The sequence below is a fragment of the Bradyrhizobium sp. 22 genome (genome assembly GCF_000482425.1).
Lineage (GTDB): Bacteria > Pseudomonadota > Alphaproteobacteria > Rhizobiales > Xanthobacteraceae > Bradyrhizobium > Bradyrhizobium japonicum_B.
The window spans coordinates 1,006,200-1,028,897 of sequence record NZ_KI519399.1 but is presented as its reverse complement, the minus strand read 5'-3'; the positions used below and the strand labels follow the sequence as shown (position 1 = coordinate 1,028,897).

Annotated in this window: 18 protein-coding genes; 9 read left to right on the top strand and 9 right to left on the bottom strand. The window is 64.9% G+C overall.

Going from position 1 to position 22,698, the window contains the following annotated elements; all coding sequences use genetic code 11:
- Positions 1–162: 162 nt before the first annotated feature.
- Both K410_RS0106095 and K410_RS0106085 read left to right on the top strand, forming a co-directional pair.
- A complete protein-coding gene (locus K410_RS0106095; protein WP_155253255.1) occupies positions 163–2,688 on the top strand; it encodes a glycogen/starch/alpha-glucan phosphorylase in 2,526 nt (841 codons plus the stop codon).
- A gap of 226 nt (positions 2,689–2,914) precedes the next feature.
- On the top strand, positions 2,915–3,730 hold the full coding sequence (locus tag K410_RS0106085; RefSeq protein WP_028134020.1) for an acyl-CoA thioesterase: 816 nt from the start codon (positions 2,915–2,917) through the stop codon (positions 3,728–3,730).
- A 98-nt stretch (positions 3,731–3,828) separates the two neighbouring features.
- On the opposite strand, the gene K410_RS0106080 is transcribed toward K410_RS0106085, so the two are convergent.
- From K410_RS0106080 to K410_RS0106070, 3 genes are all read right to left on the bottom strand, one after another.
- Positions 3,829–5,445 (bottom strand): phosphoenolpyruvate carboxykinase, encoded by a 1,617-nt coding sequence (locus K410_RS0106080; RefSeq protein WP_028134019.1) that lies wholly within the window; start codon positions 5,443–5,445, stop codon positions 3,829–3,831.
- Between the two features lie 287 nt (positions 5,446–5,732).
- Positions 5,733–8,321 (bottom strand): CHAT domain-containing tetratricopeptide repeat protein, encoded by a 2,589-nt coding sequence (locus tag K410_RS0106075; RefSeq protein WP_028134018.1) that lies wholly within the window; start codon positions 8,319–8,321, stop codon positions 5,733–5,735.
- A 78-nt stretch (positions 8,322–8,399) separates the two neighbouring features.
- A complete protein-coding gene (locus K410_RS0106070) occupies positions 8,400–9,134 on the bottom strand; it encodes a HugZ family pyridoxamine 5'-phosphate oxidase (RefSeq protein WP_028134017.1) in 735 nt (244 codons plus the stop codon).
- A 241-nt stretch (positions 9,135–9,375) separates the two neighbouring features.
- On the opposite strand from K410_RS0106070, the gene K410_RS0106065 reads away from it, so the two are divergent.
- The 5 genes from K410_RS0106065 to K410_RS0106040 all read left to right on the top strand — a co-directional run bounded on the left by K410_RS0106065 (position 9,376) and on the right by K410_RS0106040 (position 13,474).
- Positions 9,376–10,077, top strand: a complete 702-nt coding sequence (locus tag K410_RS0106065) for a response regulator transcription factor (RefSeq protein ID WP_008542552.1) — start codon at positions 9,376–9,378, stop codon at positions 10,075–10,077.
- 200 nt (positions 10,078–10,277) lie between these two features.
- Positions 10,278–12,074 carry a sensor histidine kinase gene (locus tag K410_RS0106055; protein ID WP_028134016.1) on the top strand — a complete coding sequence of 599 codons (1,797 nt, stop codon included), beginning with the start codon at positions 10,278–10,280 and terminating at the stop codon, positions 12,072–12,074.
- 26 nt (positions 12,075–12,100) lie between these two features.
- Positions 12,101–12,625, top strand: coding sequence for an HPr kinase/phosphorylase (locus K410_RS0106050; RefSeq protein WP_028134015.1), 525 nt, complete (start codon positions 12,101–12,103; stop codon positions 12,623–12,625).
- 133 nt (positions 12,626–12,758) lie between these two features.
- Positions 12,759–13,160 (top strand): PTS sugar transporter subunit IIA, encoded by a 402-nt coding sequence (locus K410_RS0106045; RefSeq protein WP_028134014.1) that lies wholly within the window; start codon positions 12,759–12,761, stop codon positions 13,158–13,160.
- Positions 13,157–13,474, top strand: coding sequence for an HPr family phosphocarrier protein (locus K410_RS0106040; protein WP_028134013.1), 318 nt, complete (start codon positions 13,157–13,159; stop codon positions 13,472–13,474). The genes K410_RS0106045 and K410_RS0106040 overlap by 4 nt, the downstream gene beginning before the upstream one ends.
- A 194-nt stretch (positions 13,475–13,668) precedes the next feature.
- Here K410_RS0106040 and K410_RS0106035 read toward each other — a convergent pair whose 3' ends face one another.
- Positions 13,669–15,300 carry a glycosyltransferase family 39 protein gene (locus K410_RS0106035; RefSeq protein WP_028134012.1) on the bottom strand — a complete coding sequence of 544 codons (1,632 nt, stop codon included), beginning with the start codon at positions 15,298–15,300 and terminating at the stop codon, positions 13,669–13,671.
- 114 nt (positions 15,301–15,414) lie between these two features.
- Between K410_RS0106035 and lepA the strand changes: the two genes are divergently transcribed.
- Positions 15,415–17,226: a translation elongation factor 4 gene (lepA, locus tag K410_RS0106030; protein WP_028134011.1), complete on the top strand. Its 1,812-nt coding sequence runs from the start codon at positions 15,415–15,417 to the stop codon at positions 17,224–17,226.
- A 149-nt stretch (positions 17,227–17,375) separates the two neighbouring features.
- Here lepA and K410_RS39280 read toward each other — a convergent pair whose 3' ends face one another.
- From K410_RS39280 to K410_RS0106015, 4 genes are all read right to left on the bottom strand, one after another.
- Positions 17,376–17,561 carry a hypothetical protein gene (locus K410_RS39280; RefSeq protein ID WP_155253254.1) on the bottom strand — a complete coding sequence of 62 codons (186 nt, stop codon included), beginning with the start codon at positions 17,559–17,561 and terminating at the stop codon, positions 17,376–17,378.
- 13 nt (positions 17,562–17,574) lie between these two features.
- Complete coding sequence (locus K410_RS0106025) at positions 17,575–17,991, bottom strand: SRPBCC family protein (RefSeq protein ID WP_028134010.1); 417 nt, start codon at positions 17,989–17,991, stop codon at positions 17,575–17,577.
- A 195-nt stretch (positions 17,992–18,186) separates the two neighbouring features.
- A complete protein-coding gene (locus K410_RS0106020) occupies positions 18,187–19,263 on the bottom strand; it encodes a tetratricopeptide repeat protein (protein WP_245269330.1) in 1,077 nt (358 codons plus the stop codon).
- Positions 19,264–19,283: 20 nt separating this feature from the next.
- Positions 19,284–20,585, bottom strand: coding sequence for a serine hydrolase domain-containing protein (locus K410_RS0106015; protein WP_049819951.1), 1,302 nt, complete (start codon positions 20,583–20,585; stop codon positions 19,284–19,286).
- A 192-nt stretch (positions 20,586–20,777) separates the two neighbouring features.
- On the opposite strand from K410_RS0106015, the gene K410_RS0106010 reads away from it, so the two are divergent.
- Positions 20,778–21,998 (top strand): MFS transporter, encoded by a 1,221-nt coding sequence (locus K410_RS0106010; RefSeq protein ID WP_028134007.1) that lies wholly within the window; start codon positions 20,778–20,780, stop codon positions 21,996–21,998.
- Positions 21,999–22,067: 69 nt separating this feature from the next.
- Here K410_RS0106010 and K410_RS0106005 read toward each other — a convergent pair whose 3' ends face one another.
- Positions 22,068–22,649, bottom strand: a complete 582-nt coding sequence (locus tag K410_RS0106005; protein ID WP_028134006.1) for a DUF1349 domain-containing protein — start codon at positions 22,647–22,649, stop codon at positions 22,068–22,070.
- Between the last annotated feature and the right edge of the window lie 49 nt (positions 22,650–22,698).

The following is a 22,698-nucleotide window of genomic DNA, read 5'->3' as shown; positions in this document are numbered from 1 at the left end:
TTTCGTAATCTAGCACCGAATCTGAGGTTTCTCCGTGCTCACCCGGGTTCCCAATTCGGCCCGTTCCTTGCATAAAATAGCGCCAGCGCAATGCACGGCCACCTGCGACGGTTCTGGGTGCAAGGGCACGACGTGTAGATTGGTAAGAGTTCGACCTAGGAAATGACGGCTTTGCAGGATTCATCGTTCCAACCCAGTTTTCCGGCCCCGGGGCAGCCCATCGACGAACTCGCGCTGGCCGAGATCAAGGGCGCAATCCTGGCGAAGCTGCGGCTTGCCATCGGCAAGGATGCCGGCATGGCAACCAAGCACGACTGGTATCAGGCCGCAGCGCTGGCGCTACGCGACCGCATCGTGCATCGCTGGCTCACCGCGGAGAAGCACAGCTACGACGCCGGCCGCAAGCGCGTCTATTATCTCTCGCTCGAATTTTTGATCGGCCGCCTGTTCAGCGATGCGCTCAACAACATGGGCCTTTTGAAGATCTTCGAGGTTGCGCTCGGCGATCTCGGCGTCTCGCTGCCGGAGCTGCGCAAATGCGAGCCGGACGCCGCGCTCGGCAATGGCGGCTTGGGACGCCTCGCCGCCTGCTTCATGGAGAGCATGGCGACGCTGTCGATCCCCGCGATCGGCTACGGCATCCGCTACGATTACGGCCTGTTCCGCCAGATCATCAATCAGGGCTGGCAGCAGGAATATCCGGACGAATGGCTGAGCTTCGGCAATCCCTGGGAATTGCAGCGGCCCGAGGTGATCTACGACGTCAATTTCGGCGGCGGCGTCGAGCATGTCGACGACAAGGGCCGCGACCGCGCGATCTGGCATCCCGCCGAGACGGTGCAGGCGATCGCCTATGACACGCCGATCGTCGGCTGGCGCGGCCAGCACGTCAACGCGCTGCGGCTGTGGTCGGCGCGCTCGCCTGATCCGCTCAAGCTGGATGCCTTCAACAAGGGCGACTATGTCAGCGCCAGCGCCGAGCAGTCGCGCGCGGAGGCGATCTGCAAATTCCTCTATCCCAACGACGAGAGCCCGGCGGGCCGCGAGCTGCGCCTGCGCCAGGAATATTTCTTCGTCTCGGCCTCGCTGCAGGACCTGGTGAAGCGGCATCTGGCCTCCGACGGGCAGCTGCGCAGCCTCGCCGGCAAGGTCGCGGTGCAGCTCAACGACACCCATCCGAGCCTCGCCGTCACCGAGCTGATGCGCATCCTGGTCGACCTGCACAATTTCCGCTGGGACGAGGCCTGGAAGATCACCGTCGCCACGCTCTCCTACACCAACCATACGCTGCTGCCGGAAGCGCTGGAGACCTGGCCGGTCGAGCTGTTCGAGCGGCTGCTGCCGCGGCACCTCGAGATCATCTACCGCATCAACGTGCAGCACCTCGCGCTCGCCGAGGCGCGCTGCCCCGGCGACATCGACTTCCGCGCCTCGGTCTCGCTGATCGACGAGAAGAGCGGCCGCCGCGTGCGCATGGGCCAGCTCGCCTTCGTCGGCTCGCACCGCATCAACGGCGTCTCGGCGATGCATTCCGACCTGATGCGCGAGACCGTGTTCCACGACCTCAACCATCTCTATCCCGGCCGCATCACCAACAAGACCAACGGCATCACCTTCCGCCGCTGGCTGATGCTGGCCAACCCGAAGCTGACCGACCTGTTGCGCGAAGCCTGCGGCGAGGCCGTGCTCGACGATCCCACCCAGCTCAGCCTGATCGAGGCCCGCGCCAGCGACGTCGAATTCCAGAAGAGGTTCCGCAGCGTCAAGCTTCACAACAAGACTGCGCTGGCGCGCCTGATCGGCGAGCGGCTCGGCATCAAGGTCGATCCGACCGCCTTGTTCGACGTGCAGATCAAGCGCATCCACGAGTACAAGCGCCAGCTCCTCAACGTCATCGAGACGGTTGCGCTGTATCAGGCGATCAAGGACGATCCCAACGGCAATTGGGTGCCGCGGGTGAAAATCTTCGCCGGTAAGGCGGCGGCGAGCTACCGTTACGCGAAACTGATCATCAAGCTGATCAACGACGTCGCCGAAATCGTCAACAACGACCCCGCGATCGCCGGCAAGCTCAAGGTCGTGTTCCTGCCCGACTACAATGTCAGCCTGGCCGAGGTGATCATTCCCGCGGCCGACCTCTCCGAGCAGATCTCGACCGCCGGCATGGAGGCCTCCGGCACCGGCAACATGAAGCTGGCGCTGAACGGCGCCATCACCATCGGCACGCTCGACGGCGCCAATATCGAGATCCGCGACCATGTCGGCGCGGAGAACATCGCGATCTTCGGCATGGAGGCCGGCGACGTGATGATCCGCCGCAAACAGGGGCTTGACGCCTCCGACGTGATCCGCAATTCGCCGAAGCTGCAGCGCGCCATCAACGCGATCGGCGGCGGCGAGTTCTCGCCCGGCGATCCCGGCCGCTTCGAATCCATCGCGCACGCGCTGCGCTATCTCGACCATTATATGGTCAGCGCCGATTTCGATTCCTATTATGAGGCGCAGCGCGCGGTCGATGCGCGCTGGCAGGTCTCGCCGGCCTGGACCCGCGCCTCGATCCTCAACGTCGCGCGCATGGCGTGGTTCTCGTCGGACCGCACCATCCGCGAATACGCCGAGGAGATCTGGAACGTGCCGGTGAACCCGACCACGCCGCTGCTGCCGGATCTGCGGAACGTCGCAGGCTGATTTTCCGCGGCATGGAAGCGGAATTACCTGCGAGGTTATTTGCATCTCGCAAGGCGGATGATGATATGACTGCCATCATCCCCAAGGCGGAGTCGGTGAACCGACGCCGCCACCTCAAGCGCCGTCATTGCGAGCGCAGCGAAGCAATCCAGAATCCTTCCGCGGAGACGGTCTGAATTGCTTCGCTGCGCTCGCAATGACGGGTGGGGCGACACCGAGGACTCCCATGCACGCCAAGCTCGCGCACCCCTTCGACGAAGCCACGCGCATCACCGCCGGCGACTCCAGCTGGCAGGGGCACACCAGCGACGATTACTGGGCCTTTGTCGGCCCGTTCGGCGGCGCCACGGCCGCGACCATCCTCCGCGCGCTGATCGAGCATCCGCAGGCCGCCGGCGATCCGCTGGCGCTCACCGTCAATTATTGCGCGCCGATCGCCAAGGGCGCGTTCGATCTCGACGTGCGGCTGGTCAAGGCCAACCGCTCCAGCCAGCATTGGTGCGTCGAGCTCAGCCAGGGCGGCGGCGAGGTCGCAACGCTCGCCACCGCGGTGTTCGCCGAGCGGCGGCCGTCCTGGGAGCACCGGGTGGCGCAATATCCGGAGGCCAAGCCGTTCGAGGAGACGATGCCATTTCCGAAGATCGCGGCGTCCTGGGCCAACCAGTACGAATTCCGCTTCGTCGAGGGCGAGATGCGGATCGGCCCGCAACAGGCCGAGCCCGCCAGCACCTATTCGAAGATCTGGATCAGCGACCGCACGCCGCGCAAGCTCGACATGCTGTCGCTGACGTCGATGTCGGACGCCTTCTTCGGCCGCATCTTCCACGCGCGGCGCGAGCTGGTGCCGTTCGGCACGGTGTCGCTGACGACCTATTTCCACAGCGACAGCGAGGAGCTCGCGAGCGAGGACATCACCCGCGTGCTGGCGACGGCGGATTCGAAGATCATGCACAAGAGCTACGCCGACCAGAACGCCGAGCTGTGGTCGCCGAACGGCCGGCTGCTCGCGACCACGACGCAGATCGCGTATTTCAAGGCGTAGGTCATCAGCGTCATTCCGGGGCGCGACGAAGTCGCGAACCCGGAACCTCGAGATTCCGGGTTCGATGCTTCGCATCGCCCCGGAATGACGGTCTCACCCTACTCCGCCGCGAGCTTCACGTCCGGGGCGGCCGCACGCACGTCGGCGTCGACCTGGGCTTCGAACTTGGCGAAGTTCTTCTGGAACATGCCGACCAGCGCGCGGGCGGTCTTGTCGAACTCGTCCTTGTCCTTCCAGGTGTTGACCGGGTTGAGGATCTCGCTGGGCACGCCGGGCAGCGCGGTCGGGACCGCGAAGCCGAAATACTTGTCGGTGCGGAATTCGACGTTGCGCAAGCTTCCGTCGAGCGCGGCGGTGAGCAGCGCGCGCGTCACCTTGATCGGCATGCGCGAGCCGACACCGTACTTGCCGCCGGTCCAACCGGTGTTCACCAGCCAGCAATCGACATTGTGCTGGGCGATGAGGTCGCGCAGCATGTTGCCGTAGACGCTGGGATCGAGCGGCAGGAAGGGCGAGCCGAAGCAGGTGGAGAACTCCGGCTGCGGCTCGTTGCCGAGACCGCGCTCGGTGCCCGCGACCTTGGCGGTGTAGCCGGACAGGAAGTGATACATCGCCTGCGCCGGCGACAGTTTTGCGATCGGCGGCAGCACGCCGAAGGCGTCGGCGGCGAGCATCACCACGTTCTTCGGCTGCGGCGCGCGGCCGGTGCGCGAGGCGTTCGGGATGAAGTCGAGCGGGTAGGCCGAGCGCGTATTCTCGGTCTTGGAGCCGTCGTCGAAATCGACCACGCGGGTGTCCTCGTCGAGCACGCAATTCTCGAGCACCGCGCCGAAGCGGGTCGAGGCCGCGAAGATCTCGGGCTCGGCTTCCTTCGACAGCTTGATGCACTTGGCATAGCAGCCGCCCTCGAAATTGAAGACGCCGTTCGGGCCCCAGCCGTGCTCGTCGTCGCCGATCAGCGTGCGGTTGGGATCGGCCGACAGTGTGGTCTTGCCGGTGCCCGACAGCCCGAAGAAGATCGCGGTGTCGCCCTTGGCGCCGACATTGGCCGAGCAGTGCATCGGCATCACGCCGCGCTCGGGCAGGTAATAGTTGAGCGTGGTGAAGACCGACTTCTTCATCTCGCCGGCATAATAAGACCCGCCGATCAGGACGATCTTGCGGGCGAAATCGATCGCGACGACGTTCTCCGAGCGGCAGCCGTGACGTTTGGGATCGGCGCGGAAGCTCGGCATGTCGATGATGGTGAGCTCCGGCACGAAGGTCGACAGCTCGATCGCCTCGGGGCGGATCAGAAGCGTGCGGATGAACAGCGAGTGCCAGGCGAGCTCGGTGAAGACGCGCGTCTTGATCCGGTAGGCCGGGTCGGCGCCGCCGTAGAGGTCCTGCGCGAACAGCTTCTTGCCTTCGGCGTGCTTGAGGAAATCCTGATAGAGCGTCTCGAACTGCTCCGCGGTGATCGACTGGTTGCCGGCCCACCACATCTTCTTGTCGGTGGTGGCGTCACGCACCGTGAACTTGTCCTTCGGGCTGCGCCCGGTGAACTCGCCGGTGTCGGCGCAGAGTGCGCCGTCAGCGGACAGCACCGCCTCGCCGGCCGCGAGCGAGTATTGATAGAGCTGCGGCGCACCAAGATTCCAGTGAACCTGCTTGAGATTCTTTAAGCCGAATTTGTCGGCGCCGAAGGCACCGTTGCGCACGCCCGTCTCTTGCACGAAAAAATCCTCCTAGAACCCGCGACACCCTGCGCGACCAAGTTTGGACGCCATCGCAGTCACCGTGATGAATGGGCCATTCGGCCTCGGCTGAACGACCTAATAATCATGAACGCTGGCGTTGCCAAGCTGATCCCGCAGGATTTGGTTTATTCAAGGACCGCGCCAAACGTCGCGCATGTCAGCTTTGAGCGGATGCATCACGAAATCGCCGATGATCGCGCAACCAAACGGGGGGTTGCGCGTTATGTCAGGTTATTGCGACGCACAATCGCGCGGCGCCTTTCCTATCTCACCTCACCTTCGCCGATCAGAGCGAACGGCCCCCACATGGCTGGGTAGGCGTTGCGCGGCGAGGAGGTGTCGTCAACGAATGTCAACATCGCGCGGCGCAAGGCTTCGGCACGACCGATCTTTGGCTCGTTCTTGAGCAACTCGAACGTCGAAATGGTCAGGCGGGTCGCGGCCTCCGAATCCACGGCCCAATGCGAGACCAGGAGCGCGCGGGCCCCAGCGTAGAAGAACGAGCGCGCCAATCCCGACAGCGCCTCGGCGCCGGGCTTGTCGCCGGCGATGGTGTTGCAGGCGGACAGCACCACCCAATCGGCGTTGAGCTTGAGCTGCGCCACCTCGCTCGCGGTCAGAAGACCGTCGTCGAACTCCGACGGCTGATCGGGAATGGACAACGCGAGCGAGGGCTCGGCCAGCCCCTTGACGTCGCCGGCGACGAGACCGTGGGTGGCGAAGTAGATGATGCCGTATTGAGCAAGCGCTGCACGCTTCAGCGTCGTTTCGCTGGCATCGCGCCCGAGATGGATGTCGGCTTTGGCCGCGCCGACGTCCCTCGCCACCGCGTTCAGCTCGTCGGCGGTATCGGGCAGTTGCGGCAGCGCCTGCGCCAGCCGCGCGCGATCGACGCCGGCACCGCGCCAGAAATCGGTGTAGGCGATCGTCGCAATGCTGCGCGCGGCGACCTTGCCGCCGGCTGCGCGACGGTCGGCCGGATCTTCGGCCGCGGGGTTGAAGACGGGATCGCCGAAGCCGGTCATCGGCTTTACGCTCTGATCCTTGCGGGCAAAGGCACGCAGCGATTTCAGGGAGATCACCGACGGCAGCACCGAGACGGCCTGACGCCGCAGCAGCCAGGCGGCATCGCGATAGCCTTCGAGTCGGTCCGGAATGGCAGCCTGGGGCTTCTCCGTGACCAGCAGATGAAACGGCAACGCCGTCAGCGCCGCCGAGGGCACCACCAGCAGATTGCGCTTGTCCTTCGTCAACGCCTCGACGGGGCCGAGCAGCGCCGCATAGAGCTCATGGGCCAACGCGAGGTCGAACAGGCCCGACTTGCCGGAGGCATCGCGCGCCTTGCCGACATCCAGCCCCTTGCGGAAGCCGGCGACCTTCTGCGTCACCGCATCCGCGCCGAGCGGGACCTCCTTCCAGTCGGCGCCCTCGCGCGTGATCGCGATGACATAGCTCTGCTTGTCGCCGACGGCAAAGATCACCATCGCCTCGTCGGCCGACAGCAGGGGCTGGATGTCCTTCATCGCCAGCGGCAGCGGGTTGGAGAGCGAGGCGTAGTCGGGAAACTCGAGCGTGAGAGCCTTCTGCAATGTGCTGCGCTCGTTTCCGATCGCCGCGATCCTCGTGCGGCTGCGTTGCTCGAGCGCGGGGTCGCGCTGAGCGGGTGGCTTCGACACCGCCGCGACGATCGCCTTGTCGAGGGCTTCGGATTCGGCGGCGAGATCCTGATCCTTGCGCACGAGCTCGGCGAGCCGGTCGCTGCCGGCGGCCATCCGCACCGCGAGCTTGTTTACGGCAGCGGCGGCGGAGGATTGCGTGCCGCGCTGGATCGCCGCGAGCGCCTCGTCCAGCGCCTTGTCATCCCCAAGCAGACGCTGCTGCCGCGCGGCGAACAGGATGGGCAGCATGACGCGCAGCTGCGCGCGATTGCCGGCGAGCGTCCTCTGTGCGAACGGCAAGGCGTCGGCGGTCCGCCCCGAGGCCTGAAGGAAATTGGCGAGATTGCTGGTCGAGGTCGCGACATCGGGATGATCGGGTCCAAGCGCACGCTCACGGATCGACAGGGCGCGGCGATAGAGCGGCTCGGCATCGGCATAGCGCTGCTGATGCTCGTAGAGCCCGGCGAGATTGTTCAGCGAGCGCGCGACGTCGGGATGATCGGACCCCAGCACCTTTTCGCGGATCGCCAGCGAGCGCTTGATCGGCGCCTCGGCCTCGGCATCGCGGTTGAGATCGCGATAGACCTGGCCGATGTTGTTCAGGACGGTTGCGACCGCAGGATGCTCGGGCCCGGCAGCCTTCTGGTATATCCCGAGCGCCCGCTGGAACAGCGGCTCGGCGTCGGCCGGGCGCTGCTGCTTGGCGTAGAGCGTGGCGATATTGTTGAGGGACTGACCGACGTCGGGATGTTCGCGCGGCAGCGCCTTCTCGCGCACGGCCAGTGCACGTTTGAACAGCGGCTCGGCCTCTGCGAAACGACCCTGCCGCTGACAGAGCGCGGCGAGATTGGTCAGCTCGGCCGCAACCAATGCGTTGTCGAGGCCGAGTGATTTTTCCATGAGCGCGATCGCGCGCTTGTAGAGCGGCTCAGCCAGATCGTCACGCCCCTGAGCGGCATGGACCTGGCCGAGATTGTTCAACGCGCCTGAGAGATCGCGGCCGTTTTCCCTCTCGAGGCTAGCGACCATCGCCTGCGCGAGCGGCAGCGCCTCCGAATATTTTCCGGCACGGATGAGCGCATTGAGCCGCGTGCTCTCCGCGGCAAGACCCTTCTGTGCAAGGCATGGGGTAGCAAGCGATGCGGCGATCGCGAGCGCCAAACCTGCGACCAGCGTCAAACGACGGCGTGTCATGAACCCTCTCTCGGCCGGCCTCGAACCATACCGGTGTTGGGTCGCGGCGGCGGAGGACAGCGTTCAAAGCGTTGCGCGTCAGTCCACCTTGCCACGCGCTTCGCCAGCAAGGCGGACCAGCATCTTGCGTAGCGACGTGCCGTCGGTCACTCGCTCCGGGAAGTCCAGCCGCAGCGCGATCGGGCCGTCCTGCAGGTCGAGGCCTTCCGGATCGCAGCCGGTGCAGCGCCAATCACCCGCGCTGGCACCCAGCAGCTTGGTCGCATAGAGGCCCATGGTCTCCCGATGGTCGGCGTTCATATGCGCGACGGCGCCCTCCTCCGCCGCCAGCAGATCCTCGGCCCCGGTGAGATCCGTGAGGAACCGCTCGGGCTTGAGATCGACGATCCGACCAAAACCGGCGACCAGATGGGTTCCCGTGGGACGGATCCGGAAGAACGAGAAATCTTTAAAGGAAACAAAGTCTTCCGCCGACGGATGGGCATTGAGATACCGCCGCTGGAGCAGGTCCTTTTCGGCCTCGGCCTGCTCCGCCCGGCCCGACAGCATGATGCGGGCGCCTTCCAGCGGATCGCCTTCCGCCCGCTCGTCCAGCATCAGCGAGACCCGGCTGTCGGCAAGGATATTCCTCGTATGCACGGCAAGGCCCGAGATCAGCAGAATGGGCGAGCCGTCGGGATGGCTGGCCAGATTGACCAGGGAACAATAGGGATCGCCGCTGCCGGCCATGAGGGTTGCCAGCGCCCCCTGGCGCGATCGTCGCAGCAGGGATTTGGCGAGCTTGGCGGGGTCGAAATCAGCGGTCGGTTGCATCGGCTTTCTCGGCTCAGGTGGTTGCATCGGAGGCCTTTTTTCGGGTAAACGGGGGCCTGGTTATGGGTCGACATGCGGCGAATCTGCCGTGTTTCGTGGAACTTGGTCACACTTCAGCCCAGCTTGCATTGCTCGGTGACAAGGTTCGAACGCCGATTTCGGCACCCATGTATGCGGCGCATCAGTGGATTGCTCGCCGTTTCAAGCCACGACCCAAACGGAAAGCAGAAAGCAGAGGCTCATGCCCACAATCGCTTTGGTCGACGACGACCGCAACATTCTCACATCCGTCTCGATCGCGCTGGAAGCCGAAGGCTATCGCATCATGACCTACACCGACGGCGCCTCCGCGCTGGACGGTTTCCGCACCACCCAGCCTGATCTGGCCATCCTCGACATCAAGATGCCGCGCATGGACGGCATGGAGACGCTGCGCCGCCTGCGGCAGAAATCCGACCTGCCGGTGATCTTCCTGACCTCCAAGGACGAGGAGATCGACGAGCTGTTCGGCCTCAAGATGGGCGCGGACGATTTCATCCGCAAACCGTTCTCACAGCGCCTCCTGGTCGAGCGCGTCAAGGCGGTGCTGCGCCGCTCGGCGCCGAAGGACCCGACCGTCGCGCCGAAGGAGAACGACGCCAAGGCGCTCGATCGCGGCCTTTTGCGCATGGACCCCGAACGGCATACCTGCACCTGGAAGAACGAGCCGGTGACGCTGACCGTCACCGAATTCCTGATCCTGCAGGCGCTGGCGACCCGGCCCGGCGTGGTGAAGAGCCGCAACGCGCTGATGGACGCAGCCTACGACGACCAGGTCTATGTCGACGACCGCACCATCGACAGCCACATCAAGCGGCTGCGCAAGAAGTTCAAGGTGGTCGACAACGAGTTCGAGATGATCGAGACGTTGTACGGCGTCGGCTATCGTTTCAAGGAAGCCTGAGGCGGCAGGCAGCTTCACGAACGGACGACGAGCATCGCCGGTTCTGATTGCATCGGGACCGGGATCGCTCCAAAGCGCGATGAGATCATCGTGCTCTGTTTCTCGAGCATGATCCTTTCGGAAAACCGCTGCACACTTTTCCGGATCATGCTCTAGAATATGGGGACCTTCTCAACGCCGTCTGAACACGGGCGTAAGCATTGCTGGACCGAACGCAGCCTGATCCCAACCAGAGCGCCGGCGACGTCGCATCCGACGGCGTTCAGGAGCCATTTGCCGAAGCCAAGCCGCAGGGCTTCCGACCGCTGAACTGGCTGAAGCGCGCCGGGCAGTTCTTCTTCGCGCTGTCCTTTTCCAGCCTCACCCGCCGCATCGTCTCGCTCAACCTCGCCGGCCTCGTCGCGCTGGTCGCCAGCATCCTCTATCTGTCGCAATTCCGCGCCGGCCTGATCGACGCGCGGGCGCAGAGCCTGCTGGTGCAGGCCGAGATCATCGCCGGCGCGATCGCGGCCTCCGCCACGGTGCAGACCAACGCCATCACCATCGATCCCGACCGGCTGCTCGACCTCAAGCCGGGCGAGACCTATGGCGGCTCGGACGAATATTCGCCGCTGGACTTCCCGATCAATCCGGAGCGGGTGGCGCCGGTGCTGCGCACGCTGATCTCGCCGACCAAGACGCGCGCCCGCATCTACGATCCGAACGGCAGCCTGCTGGTGGACAGCCGCAACCTCGAAAACGTGCTGCGCTACAACCTGCCGCCGCCGGCCGAGAAGCCCGGCATCGTCGAACGCGGCATGGTCGCGGTCCGCACCTGGCTGAACCGCGGCGACCTGCCGCTCTATCGCGAGCTCGGGCCCGAGAACGGCAATGGCTATGCGGAGGTGGGCGATGCGCTCCAGGGCCAGAAGCGCTCGATGGTGCGGGTCAATGCCCGCGGCGAGGTGATCGTCTCGGTCGCAGTCCCCGTGCTGCGCTCGCGCGCGATTCACGGCGCCCTGATGCTGTCGACGCAAGGCGACGACATCGACCAGATGGTCACCGCCGAGCGCCTCGCCATCCTCAAGGTCGGCGGCGTCGCGGCCGCCGTCATGATCATGCTGTCGCTGCTGCTCGCGAGCACGATCGCAGGTCCGGTGCGCCGGCTCGCCGACAGCGCCGAGCGCGTCCGCCGCCGCATCAAGGCCCGCATCGAGATTCCGGATTTCACCCGCCGCCGCGACGAGATCGGCCATCTCTCAGGCGCATTGCGCGACATGACGAGCGCGCTCTACAGCCGCATCGAGGCGATCGAGATGTTCGCCGCCGACGTCGCCCACGAATTGAAGAACCCGCTGACCTCGCTGCGCTCGGCGGTCGAGACGCTGCCGCTGGCGCGCAACGAAACCAGCCGCGCGCGCCTGCTCGAGGTGATCGAGCACGACGTCAAGCGGCTCGACCGCCTCATCTCGGACATCTCCGATGCCAGCCGCCTCGATGCCGAATTGCAGCGCCAGGATGCGATCCCGGTCGACTTGCGCCGCCTGCTGACGACGCTGGTGTCCGTCGCCAATGAAACCAAGCTCGGCCATGACGTCGCGGTCGAGACGCGCTTCGAGGGCCGCAGCCCGAGCGACACCTTCGCCGTCAGCGGCCATGATTCGCGGCTCGGACAGGTGGTCTCCAACCTGCTCTCCAACGCCCAATCGTTCTCGGAAGCCGGCAACAAGGTGCGCCTCACCTGCCGCCGCGTGCGCTCCGAGATCGAGATCGTGGTCGACGACGACGGCCCGGGCATTCGCGACGACGCGCTGGAGCGCATCTTCGAGCGCTTCTACACCGACCGTCCGCATCAGGGTTTTGGCCAGAACTCCGGCCTCGGCCTGTCGATCTCCAAGCAGATCGTCGACGCCCATGGCGGACGCATCTGGGCCGAGAACCGTGCCGGCCCGCCGGATGACGAGGGCGTCCCGACGATCGCAGGTGCGCGCTTCGTGGTCAGGCTGCCGGCGCTATGAGCCAGGGCAGATTGAACGACGGCAGCTTGATCGAGGCCGGACCCAGCGTTCACGCCTCCGCGGTCAAGGTCGGGCCCGTGGCGGTGCTGATCCGCGGGCCCTCGGGCTCGGGCAAGTCGCGCCTTGCCTTCGATTTGATCATGGCGGGACGCGCGGGCGTGGTCGATAGGGCCGTTCTGGTCGGGGATGACCGTGTCCATCTGGCGACACTCGGCGATGAAATTGAGGTCCGCCCGGCGCCGCGCCTCAAGGGCCTGATCGAGATCCGGGGCCTCGGAATCCGCGCCTGCGACTTCGTGGAGCATGCGACCGTCGGTCTCGTGGTCGATCTCGACGCCGCGGACGCCGAGCGCCTGCCGCCGCCCGAAGCCCTGAAAACCAGCATTTCTGGTGTCGAAATACCGCGAATCCCGGTGGGCCGCGATCATTCACCCCTCCCCTTGGTTGTCGCGGCCTTGACCACTACCAAGAGTTCATCTTCCGTTAACCCTTCAGGCGATTGTTTGAAGGGAAATGGTAACCATATGAACCCCACTATCGCGACCGAATAGACCGGCGCAGCTCCCCTCATCCATCCGTCTAGATTCAGGGAGATACGCAACATCCCCTCTTGCGCGGGGGCTCTGGATGGTCAAAGTGGCGCGTTCGTGCGGTGCACCAAAAGCGCCCGCGAGGAGTTTTCCGATGATTGGTCTAGTACTTGTGACCCACGGGCGCCTTGCCGACGAATTCAAGGCAGCGCTTGAGCATGTCATGGGCCCACAAAAACAAATCGAAGCGATCACGATCGGCGCCGAAGACGATTCCGATCTCTGCCGAAGCGACATCATCGAAGCGGTTAACCGCGTCGATTCCGGCGACGGCGTTGCGATCCTCACCGACATGTTCGGCGGCACGCCGTCGAACCTTGCAATATCCTGCATGAGCCGGCCCAAGGTCGAAGTGCTCGCAGGCATCAACCTGCCCATGCTGGTGAAGCTCGCCAAGGTGCGCGAGGAGCGCACGCTGCCCGACGCGATCGCGATGGCCCAGGAAGCCGGCCGCAAATACGTCACCATCGCCAGCCGCGTGCTCGCCGGCAAATGACCGGCGAGGCGTCACAAGCGGGGACAGGCGTGCCCGCGGGCGCGATCTCCAAGGATCTCCTGATCGTCAACAAGCGCGGCCTGCACGCCCGCGCCTCGGCAAAATTCGTCCAGGCGGTCGAGCGCTTCGACGCGCAAGTGTGGGTGACGCGCGGCGGCGAGACCGTCGGCGGCACGTCGATCATGGGTCTGATGATGCTCGCCGCGGGACCCGGCACCACCATCACGGTCGCCGCCGCCGGCCCCGACGCCGAAGCCGCGCTCGCGGCGATCACCGAGCTCGTTGAAAGCAAGTTCAACGAAGAAGGGGTTTAGCGGCGCGCCGCGCACTCAGGTGCGCTCCCTCGCCCCGTTCTTACGGGGCCGCGACGAGTTTCGCTCGCGCTGAGAGGGTTGGGGTGAGGGGCTCTCTCCAAGCATGAGATCGTCGTGAGACCTGTACCCCCTCACCCGGATTGCATCTTCGATGCAATCCGACCTCTCCCCGCAAGCGGGGAGAGGTGAAGAAATCACTTCGCCGGCGGCGCGATGTAGACATTCCAGCTCATCGACGGGCCGGCCTTGCCGTGGGTGAAGCGGCGCGTGGTCATCACGATGCGCTCGGCGTTGGGCGCGACCTCCGACACCCATTTCTCGAACACGGGCAAGCGGCCGTCGGTCGGGCTCGGATCGAACACGCCGATGAAGCCGTACTTCCTGGCGTCGTCGCGCGAGGTCAGTCCGGAATTCCAGGCCTCGAGCGGCAGCAGCGCGGCCGGATGATCCGGGCTGTAGAACACCAGCGGCTGGATCTGCTCCATCGTGCCGGCAACGACGGCCCAGCGCGTGCCGAAGCGGCTGTGCCAGGCCTGGGTCAATTCGCGCGCGAGCTCGGAGCGCGCGCCATAGATCTGGGCGTTGCCGGCATTGGCCGCCATCTCGCGCGCCGCTATCCAGGGCGAAGCGGCGAGCGTCGCGGCGCTGAGCACGAGCCAGATCGCGGCGATGTTGAACAACGCGGCGCTCTGCACCCGCAGCGTCGGGATCGCGACCAGTGCGAGCGGCACCAGGAAGAACAGCGAGATGCCCCAATCCGTCTTCATGTAGATGCTGAAGGCGAGCGCGCCGAGCGGCGGGCCGACCGCGACGATGATCTGGACGATCCAGACATTCAGCGCCTGTGAGACATTGACGCCTGGATTGGCGCCGCGCGCCCAGGCGCGCGTGACGATGCGCAAGGGCGCACGCAGCAGCAATTTGAGCCATGGCGGCACCAGCGCCATGGCCAGCGCGGCGAGCGCCACCGGCAAGGCCAGCAGCCCAAGGTTATGCAGCCCGTAGCCCGCGACGAGCTGATGCAGCTGGGCCTTGTCCTTGAGGCTGTAGGTGTCGCCGGCATAGGTCAGCGGCACGAAATGCGCATCCGCCAGCCAGACGAGGTGCGGGATCATCGCCGCGACCATGGTGGCGATCGCCACCCATGGCGCCGGCGAGGACAGGAAACGCAACCGGTCGGGATGGATCAGCGCGGCGAGGCCGATCGCGCCGATCATCGTCAGCACCCAATATTTGGTCATCAGCGCCAGCGCGCCGGCAAGCCCGAGCAGGATTCCGGATTGCCAGCTCCGCTTCTCGAAGGCGTTGAGATAAGCCAGGACGAGGAGCGGCAGCGTAACGAGCTGCAAGAGGTCCGGGTTGTACTTGAAGCCCTTGAAATTGAAGATCGGGTAGAGCGCGACCATCACCACGACCAGGAACGCACGGCGCGCATCCACCACGCGCAGGGCGATCAGCCAGCAGATCACCATGCCGACGCTCACCGTCGTCATCGCGAGCGCATAGGTCGCCCAATCCGCCGCCGGGAACGCGCTGAACCAGACGCCGGCCACCCAGCCCGACAGCGGCGGGTGCTTGCCATAGCCCCAGAGGAATTTCTGGCCCCAGCCCCAGGCTTCTGCGACGTCCATGTGAACGTCCTGCGCCGCCTTCAGATTGATCAGGATGAAGGTCCACAGCACCGCGTGCAGGATGGCGAACTGGATCACCAGCCACAGCCGCGCCTCGGGGCGGACCGCGCAGGCGACCAGGAAGGCCCGGAAGCGGTCGTAACTCAAGCGGGTCTTTGCCCGTGCTCCGGCAGCGGAGATGGAGGTCGTGGACATGGGCCGTTGCGTAGCGCGTTTTGGCCCGTCGTGGAATCAGCTTGGCGTGAACAAAGGCCCTGAAATTACAGCAATATGGTTGCCGCAGGGGGATGTGAGTGGTATCCCGCGCCCATGACGACCGTCCCTATTTCCAACATCCGCAATTTCTCCATCGTCGCCCATATCGACCATGGCAAATCGACGCTGGCCGACCGCCTGATCCAGATGACCGGCGGGCTCTCCGACCGCGAAATGGCGGGCAAGGAGCAGGTGCTCGATTCCATGGACATCGAGCGCGAGCGCGGCATCACCATCAAGGCGCAGACGGTACGCCTGTCGTACCGCGCCAAGGACGGCAAGGATTACATCTTCAACCTGATGGACACGCCCGGCCATGTCGACTTCGCCTACGAAGTGTCGCGGTCGCTGGCGGCGTGCGAAGGTTCCCTGCTGGTGGTCGACGCCAGCCAGGGCGTCGAGGCGCAGACGCTCGCCAACGTCTATCAGGCGCTCGACAACAATCACGAGATCGTCCCGGTCCTGAACAAGGTCGACCTGCCCGCCGCCGAGCCCGAGAAGGTCAAGCAGCAGATCGAGGACGTCATCGGCATCGACGCCTCCGACGCGGTGATGATCTCGGCCAAGACCGGCCTCGGCGTGCCCGACGTGCTGGAGGCCATCGTCACCCGCCTGCCGCCGCCGAAGGGCGACCGCGACGCGACGCTGAAGGCGCTGCTGGTCGACAGCTGGTACGACGTCTATCTCGGCGTCGTGGTGCTGGTGCGCATCGTCGACGGCACGATGAAGAAGGGCCAGCGCGTGCGCATGATGGGCACCGGCGCCGCCTACGACGTCGAGCGCGTCGGCTTCTTCACGCCGAAGATGCAGCAGGTCGACGAGCTCGGCCCCGGCGAGATCGGCTTCATCACCGCCGCGATCAAGGAAGTCGCCGACACCCGCGTCGGCGATACCATCACCGACGACAGGAAGCCTGTCACGGAAATGCTGCCGGGCTTCAAGCCCGCGATCCCCGTCGTGTTCTGCGGCCTATTCCCGGTCGACGCCGACGACTTCGAGACGCTGCGCGCCGCGATGGGCAAGCTGCGGCTCAACGACGCCAGCTTCTCCTTCGAGATGGAGACCTCGGCCGCGCTCGGCTTCGGCTTCCGCTGCGGCTTCCTCGGGCTTCTTCACCTCGAGATCATCCAGGAGCGGCTGTCGCGCGAGTTCGATCTCAACCTGATCGCGACGGCGCCGAGCGTCATCTACAAGATGAAGCTCACCGACGGCAGCGAGCTCGAGATCCACAATCCCGTCGACATGCCCGACGTGGTCAAGATCGCCGAGATCCAGGAGCCCTGGATCGAGGCCACGATCATGACGCCCGACGAATATCTCGGCAGCGTCTTGAAGCTGTGCCAGGACCGCCGCGGTTCGCAGAAGGAGCTCACTTACGTCGGCTCCCGCGCCATGGTGAAATACGATCTGCCGCTCAACGAAGTGGTGTTCGACTTCTACGACCGCCTGAAGTCGGTGTCCAAGGGCTACGCCTCGTTCGACTATCACCTCACCGACTACAAGCCGGCCGATCTCGTCAAGATGCAGATCCTGGTCAACGCCGAGCCGGTGGATGCGCTCTCGATGCTGGTGCATCGCACCCGCGCCGAAGGCCGCGGTCGCGCCATGGTTGAGAAGATGAAGGAGCTGATCCCGCCGCACATGTTCCAGATCCCGATCCAGGCGGCGATCGGCGGCAAGGTGATCGCGCGCGAGACGGTGCGCGCGCTGCGCAAGGACGTCACCGCAAAGTGCTACGGCGGCGACATCACCCGCAAACGAAAACTTCTGGAGAAGCAGAAGGAAGGCAAGAAGAAGATGCGGCAGTTCGGCAAGGTCGACATCCCGCAGGAAGCCTTCATTGCGGCGCTGAAGGTGGACAGCTGAGCGACCTCCCGAGCTGAGCCGCCGATACCGACCATCGTCATGCCCGGGCTCGTCCCGGGCATCCACGTTCTTGGCGCCGTGAAGACGTGGATGGCCGGGTCAAGCCCGGCCATGACGGCGGAGAAGCGAGACCAGATGTCGTGGCTGGATCAGCTCGGCGCGAGCCATTGGGACTCGCCAAAACCAAAAACTGCGAAAACAACCCCATGCACAGTAGCCGTCCCATTGGCGGCATTGCGCTTTTTCGGTTTCGCGAAATCCGTTTGCCCTGTCGGGCAAAACAGGGGCAGGTTGGCAGCATCGCAAGGGTGCGTGATGCCGGCGTCCGGCAGCACGTCCGCGTCCTGATCATTCCCGCTTCCGCTTCGCCTCGACGTATCCTGCGAAATTGTCGAGGATCGCCTGCCAGCCACTCCGCTGCTGCTCCTCCGAGTGCGTCGTTTCGCCATCAAACACGACGCGGACGACAACGCCGTTCGGGCCGGGTACGAACTCGACCTCGGCCTTCCGGTCGCCGAACGCGTATTCGATCCGCTTGTGCTCGACGATCCTGGTGTAGGTGCCGGCGAAGTCGAAGCCCATGCTGCCGTCCTTGGCCTCCATCCGGGACGAGAAGGCGCCGCCTTCCCGCAGGTCGACCGTCGCCCTGGTCGTGTGCCAGTCGTTGGACGCCGCATTCCACTTCACGATGTCGGCTGGCGTCGTATAGGCCTGCCAGACCTGATCGATCGGGGCAGCTACGCTGGTTTCGACGGTGATCCTCATGGCCATTGCTCCAGTGCGACTTTGACGGCTCGAGTTGACGGAATTTCGTCACATGTGCCGGGTCCATTTCCAGCACGTCCGCGACGTGTCGACCCAAGGACGATCGAGACCGGCCCATGCCGACATGGTCCGGCGTCAATGTGCCAAGAAAGTTGGAGAAAGTCGTGGTGTGGGCAAACGCCCTACCATCCTGGTTCAGATCGGCCTCGTCTTCCCTCGGATGGCCATCGACCGTTTCAGGACCTGCTGGGCATCGGCATAGCGGCCTTGATACTTGTAGAGACCGGCGAGGTTTTCCAGAACGCCGGCGAGATCCGGATGGTCAGGGCCGAGGGTTTTCTCGAAAGTGGACGCCGACCGCTTGAACAGCCGCTCGGCCTCGGCGTTACGGCCTTGACGCCCGTAGAGTGCAGCCAGATTGTTCTGTGCCTGCGCGATGTCGGGGTGATCCGGGCCGTACGCCTTCTCGGTCACGGCGATTGACCGCTTCAGCAGCCGCTCGGCATCGGCATAGCGATTGCGATTGATATAAGCGTCGGCCAGATTGTTCATCAGCACCGTCGCTTCGGGATCGTCGGGACCACGCGCTTTCTGCAGCACGGCGAGGCCTCGCTTGAACAGCGGTATGGCCTGATCGTAGCGACCCTGATGGCTGTAAACGGCGCCCAGATTGCTCAGCGCCATCACGATTGATGGATCATCGCTTTTCTCGTGAATGGCGATCGACCGCTTGAGCAGCGGCTCCGCTTCGGCGTAACGCTCTTCCGCGCGATAGAGGTCGCCGAGATTGTTCAGCACCATTGCGACTTCGGAGTGATCCGGACCTAGCGTCTTCTCGTCAATGACCAGCGCGCGCTTGTACAGCGGTTCGGCAACGGCGTATTGGCCAAGATTGTAGTGGATCGTGCCGAGGTCGTTCAGCGGCGTCGCGAGACGCGCATCATCGGGGCCATACTCCTTCTCGCGAAGGGCCAGCGATTTCTGGGCCAGAGGCAGCGCTTCCATGTACTTCCCGGCCTGATAAAGTTGCTTGATCTGCTGCGTGAGCGTGCCCGCCTCGTCCTCTGCGGCATGGGATGGCGTGCCGAACGACAGGCTGAAGGCAAGCGCAGTCATTGCAACGCAGATTGTTTTCAAAGCCTTCATCGCGCCTTCCCTCGTCGCTGACATCAGGGACCTACGCGCCGTTGGTGCTCCCGGAAGCCGGACAGGTTCAAATGCAGCCGCGGATTTCCGACGCGACGGACCGCGCCGGGCGCGGCTGTATGCCATTGGCAGGCATCAGCAATTCATCAGTGCCCGAGCTGCTGAAGCACGGCAGACCACAGCGCCAGCGGCTCCCTGAGGCCACCGGGCTCGGTCGGCTTCTTGCGAACGGCGGTGTGCACCATGACGAGCTTGGAGGCGGGATCGACCAGGATGATTTGGCCGCGGATGCCGAGCAGGGCGAATCTGCGCTGCTCGCCGGGGAGAAGCCAGACCTGATAGCCGTAACCGAGAAAGGGCGTGGCAACGCGCGGCGCGAGATGACCATCCTCTGGCCTGACCGTCGTGGCATCGAGCAGCCATTGCCGGGGGATCAGCTGCCGCCCCTCCCAGGCGCCGTCATGCGCGAGCAACCGGGCCAGGCGCGCATAGTCGCGCAAGGTGGCGTTGAAGCAGCAAAAGGCGATCTCCTGCCCGCTGCCGTCGATCGCCCACGAGGCATCCGCTTCGGTGCCGATGGGACCCCAGATCCGGTCGTGGAGATAGTCGGCAACCGTCGTGTCCGTGGCGGCGCGCAGGACCAGGCCGAGAATTTCCGTTTCAACGCTGGCATAGTGCCATCTGGTCCCCGGCGGTGCGGTTCGGGTATTGAATTGCGCGACGATTGCGGCGGGGTCCTTCGGCTCGTCGACGAACAGGGCCCGCCCGAGCCGGGCGATGTCGTCCTTGCCGTCGTAGACTTCCGAGAACGCGACGCCTGACGACATGTTCAGCAGGGCACGGATGGATGCGTTTCCATATTCCGTTCCTGCAAGGCCGGGAACGTAGGTCGAGGCGAGGTCGTCGATCGACTTGATCCGCCCCTCCGAGACCGCGATCCCGACCAGCATGGCCACCAGCGTCTTGGCCATGGATTGCGAGACAAAGCGGTGGCGGTCGGTGCGTGCATATTGATAATGCTCGAACAGGATGGTGTCGTCCCGGGCGATCAGGAGTCCCGTCACCGGGTTGCGCTTGAGGTAGTCCGCGATGCTCAGCCGCTGGCTATCGAAGCTATAGGCAATCGGCGGCTCCGGCGCGCGCTTGAATGACCATGGCACCGTTGCGCGGCGAACCGGGCGCGAACGATAGAGCTCGTCGTAATGGCTGTAGGCCCCGACCAGCTTGTCAAGCTGGGGGGCGCCCCCGCGTGTGCCGACCGGATAGCCCTCGGCCGCGCCGTAGAGCTCGGCATCCGGGCCACTATCCGAAAACACCGGCCCCGGCTCGCGGGCGGAGCTGCGGCCGTCGTCTGCGCAGGCTGGGGATGCCGCGACCGCGGCGGCGAGCATGGCTGACAAGACAAGCCCACGGCAATTGCGCGGGCTGCAGAGCGCTTCCCATGTCATTGGACTTGCCTCCTCACGCGTTCTTGCGGATGCGTTAGTGAGAACAACAAAGCAGGCCGATGGCGAGCGGAATGCTATCATGACGTGCAGCCGGTGTCAGCCGTGCGCCCAGCGCGCCTTGCTCTCCGGAAGCGGATGGGCCACGATCTCTCCCGCGCACCACCAACAAAACCAACAGCGCCGAGGAAACGCATGAGCAAGCCGTCACGCTTCGACTATGGCTGGGTCGTTGTCGCCGCAGGCGCGCTGATGACGTGTGTCGGGTTCGGCACGATGCTGTCGCTGGCGGTGTTCCTGCAGCCGATCTCGGACGCCATGGGCTGGTCGCGCGCCGGGGTATCGGCGGCGGCGACGCTGGATTTCCTCTTCATGGGATTTGCCGCGTTCCTGTGGGGCGCGCTGTCGGACCGGTTCGGCACGCGCATCGTGGTGTTGGCGGGAAGCCTGTTGCTGGGGCTCGGCCTCGTCACCGCGAGCCAGGCCACACACCTGTGGCAGTTCCAGCTCTGCTTCGGCGTCTTGATCGGCATTGCCGCCGGCAGCTTCTATGCACCGATGATGGCACTGGCGAGCGCCTGGATCGAGAAGAACAGAAGTCTCGCCGTGGCGCTGGTTTCGGCCGGCATGGGCGTGTCGCCGGTGACGATCGCACCGGCCGCGAGCTGGCTCATCACGGCCTACGACTGGCGCACCGCCATGCTGGTGATCGGCTGTGCCGCCTGGGCGCTGCTGATCCCCGCCTGCTTCCTGGTGCGGCCGGCGCCCGCGGCCGCGGCCGACACGCGTGCAGACGCCGCGCCGGAGGTCGAGCTGACCGCGGCGCAGGCGTTGCGCACGCCGCAATTCATTGCGCTGGCGGCGGCGCATTTCGCCTGCTGCGCGGCGCATTCCGGCCCGATCTTCCACATGGTGTCGTACGCAATGGTCTGCGGCATCGCTCCGCTCACGGCGGTGACGGTCTACAGCGTCGCCGGCGTCTCGGGCCTCGGCGGCCGCCTGCTGCTGGGCGCGCTGGCCGATCGCATCGGTGCCAAGCCCGTGCTGGTCGGCGGGCTCCTGGTGCAGGCGATCTGCATCGCGACCTATCTTGCGGTGGCGCAGCTCGGCGAATTCTACGCGCTGTCGGTCGTGTTCGGCCTCGCCTATGGCGGGGTGATGCCGCTCTATGCCGTGCTGGTCCGCGAGTTCTTCGGCGCGCGTATCATGGGCACGGTGTTCGGTGCGGTGTCGGCTTTCGCCAGCCTCGGCATGGCGCTCGGACCCTGGGCCGGCGGCCTCGTGTTCGACAATTTCCAGCGCTACACTTGGCTGCACGCCGGCTCGTTCGCGATCGGGCTCGCCGCCGTCGCGGTGGCGCTGAGCTTCCCGACCAGGCGCAGGCCATCGCTTGCCCTCGGCCGCGCCGCGGCCTGATTTCGACGAGCGAGTACATCGCCAGTTTTCCCTGGCTAGCGGACGTCAACTCGCTTTCGCTCGTGCTCCTCATCCTAGATCATGAAGCTCCTTGCCAAGCGGCGGCCCCAGCCGAAAATCCGAGAATGCGACCGCCAATCCCGACCGCTCCGGCGTGCAAGCCATGGGTCCAACGAGATAGGAAGAACTCTTCGCGAATGGCGCGAGCCGCATGAGAGGCCACATCTTTCCATCGGTCGAAGCCTGCAAACGAAGAACACCGTGCGCAACCGTGACACGCAATCGGAAGTCACTGGCGTCGTGCTCATAATGGGCTGTTGCCCAGTCCGATTGCCCCGCAGTCAGCACGCTCGACAGCATGGCGCGCCCGTCCGAAAACTCGATCCCCGCCTTGAGCCAGCGACGTTCGTCTATGCGCACCATCAGGCCCGCTTGATCGTAGAGCGCCTTGAAATCAGCCCGGATGCGAAGTTCGGCCGTGAACGCATCTCCCGCCTCAAAACCGAGGAAATGTCCGCTATCGCGGACAAAGCCGTAATGTGTCTCGCGCCAGAAGTCAGTGGCCTTGTCCGTTATCAGTTCAAGGAGGTTTTCCTTTTCGGACCAAGTTTTCGGCTCGTTCAACCAAGTGCCGTCGGACTTACCAAACATTCGTCGTGCTCCCTCTGAACCGGACGCCCCCTTGTCCAACAACCAAGCG

Bases quoted from the DNA above. Each gene is read 5' to 3' on its own strand.
- K410_RS0106095 (WP_155253255.1), top strand. From the start codon at position 163: ATGACGGCTTTGCAGGATTCATCGTTCCAACCCAGTTTTCCGGCCCCG.
- K410_RS0106085 (WP_028134020.1), top strand. From the start codon at position 2,915: ATGCACGCCAAGCTCGCGCACCCCTTCGACGAAGCCACGCGCATCACC.
- K410_RS0106075 (WP_028134018.1), bottom strand. From the start codon at position 8,321: ATGACACGCCGTCGTTTGACGCTGGTCGCAGGTTTGGCGCTCGCGATC.
- K410_RS0106070 (WP_028134017.1), bottom strand. From the start codon at position 9,134: ATGCAACCGACCGCTGATTTCGACCCCGCCAAGCTCGCCAAATCCCTG.
- K410_RS0106065 (WP_008542552.1), top strand. From the start codon at position 9,376: ATGCCCACAATCGCTTTGGTCGACGACGACCGCAACATTCTCACATCC.
- K410_RS0106045 (WP_028134014.1), top strand. From the start codon at position 12,759: ATGATTGGTCTAGTACTTGTGACCCACGGGCGCCTTGCCGACGAATTC.
- K410_RS0106040 (WP_028134013.1), top strand. From the start codon at position 13,157: ATGACCGGCGAGGCGTCACAAGCGGGGACAGGCGTGCCCGCGGGCGCG.
- K410_RS0106035 (WP_028134012.1), bottom strand. From the start codon at position 15,300: ATGTCCACGACCTCCATCTCCGCTGCCGGAGCACGGGCAAAGACCCGC.
- lepA (WP_028134011.1), top strand. From the start codon at position 15,415: ATGACGACCGTCCCTATTTCCAACATCCGCAATTTCTCCATCGTCGCC.
- K410_RS0106025 (WP_028134010.1), bottom strand. From the start codon at position 17,991: ATGAGGATCACCGTCGAAACCAGCGTAGCTGCCCCGATCGATCAGGTC.
- K410_RS0106020 (WP_245269330.1), bottom strand. From the start codon at position 19,263: ATGGCATACAGCCGCGCCCGGCGCGGTCCGTCGCGTCGGAAATCCGCG.
- K410_RS0106015 (WP_049819951.1), bottom strand. From the start codon at position 20,585: ATGACATGGGAAGCGCTCTGCAGCCCGCGCAATTGCCGTGGGCTTGTC.
- K410_RS0106010 (WP_028134007.1), top strand. From the start codon at position 20,778: ATGAGCAAGCCGTCACGCTTCGACTATGGCTGGGTCGTTGTCGCCGCA.
- K410_RS0106005 (WP_028134006.1), bottom strand. From the start codon at position 22,649: ATGTTTGGTAAGTCCGACGGCACTTGGTTGAACGAGCCGAAAACTTGG.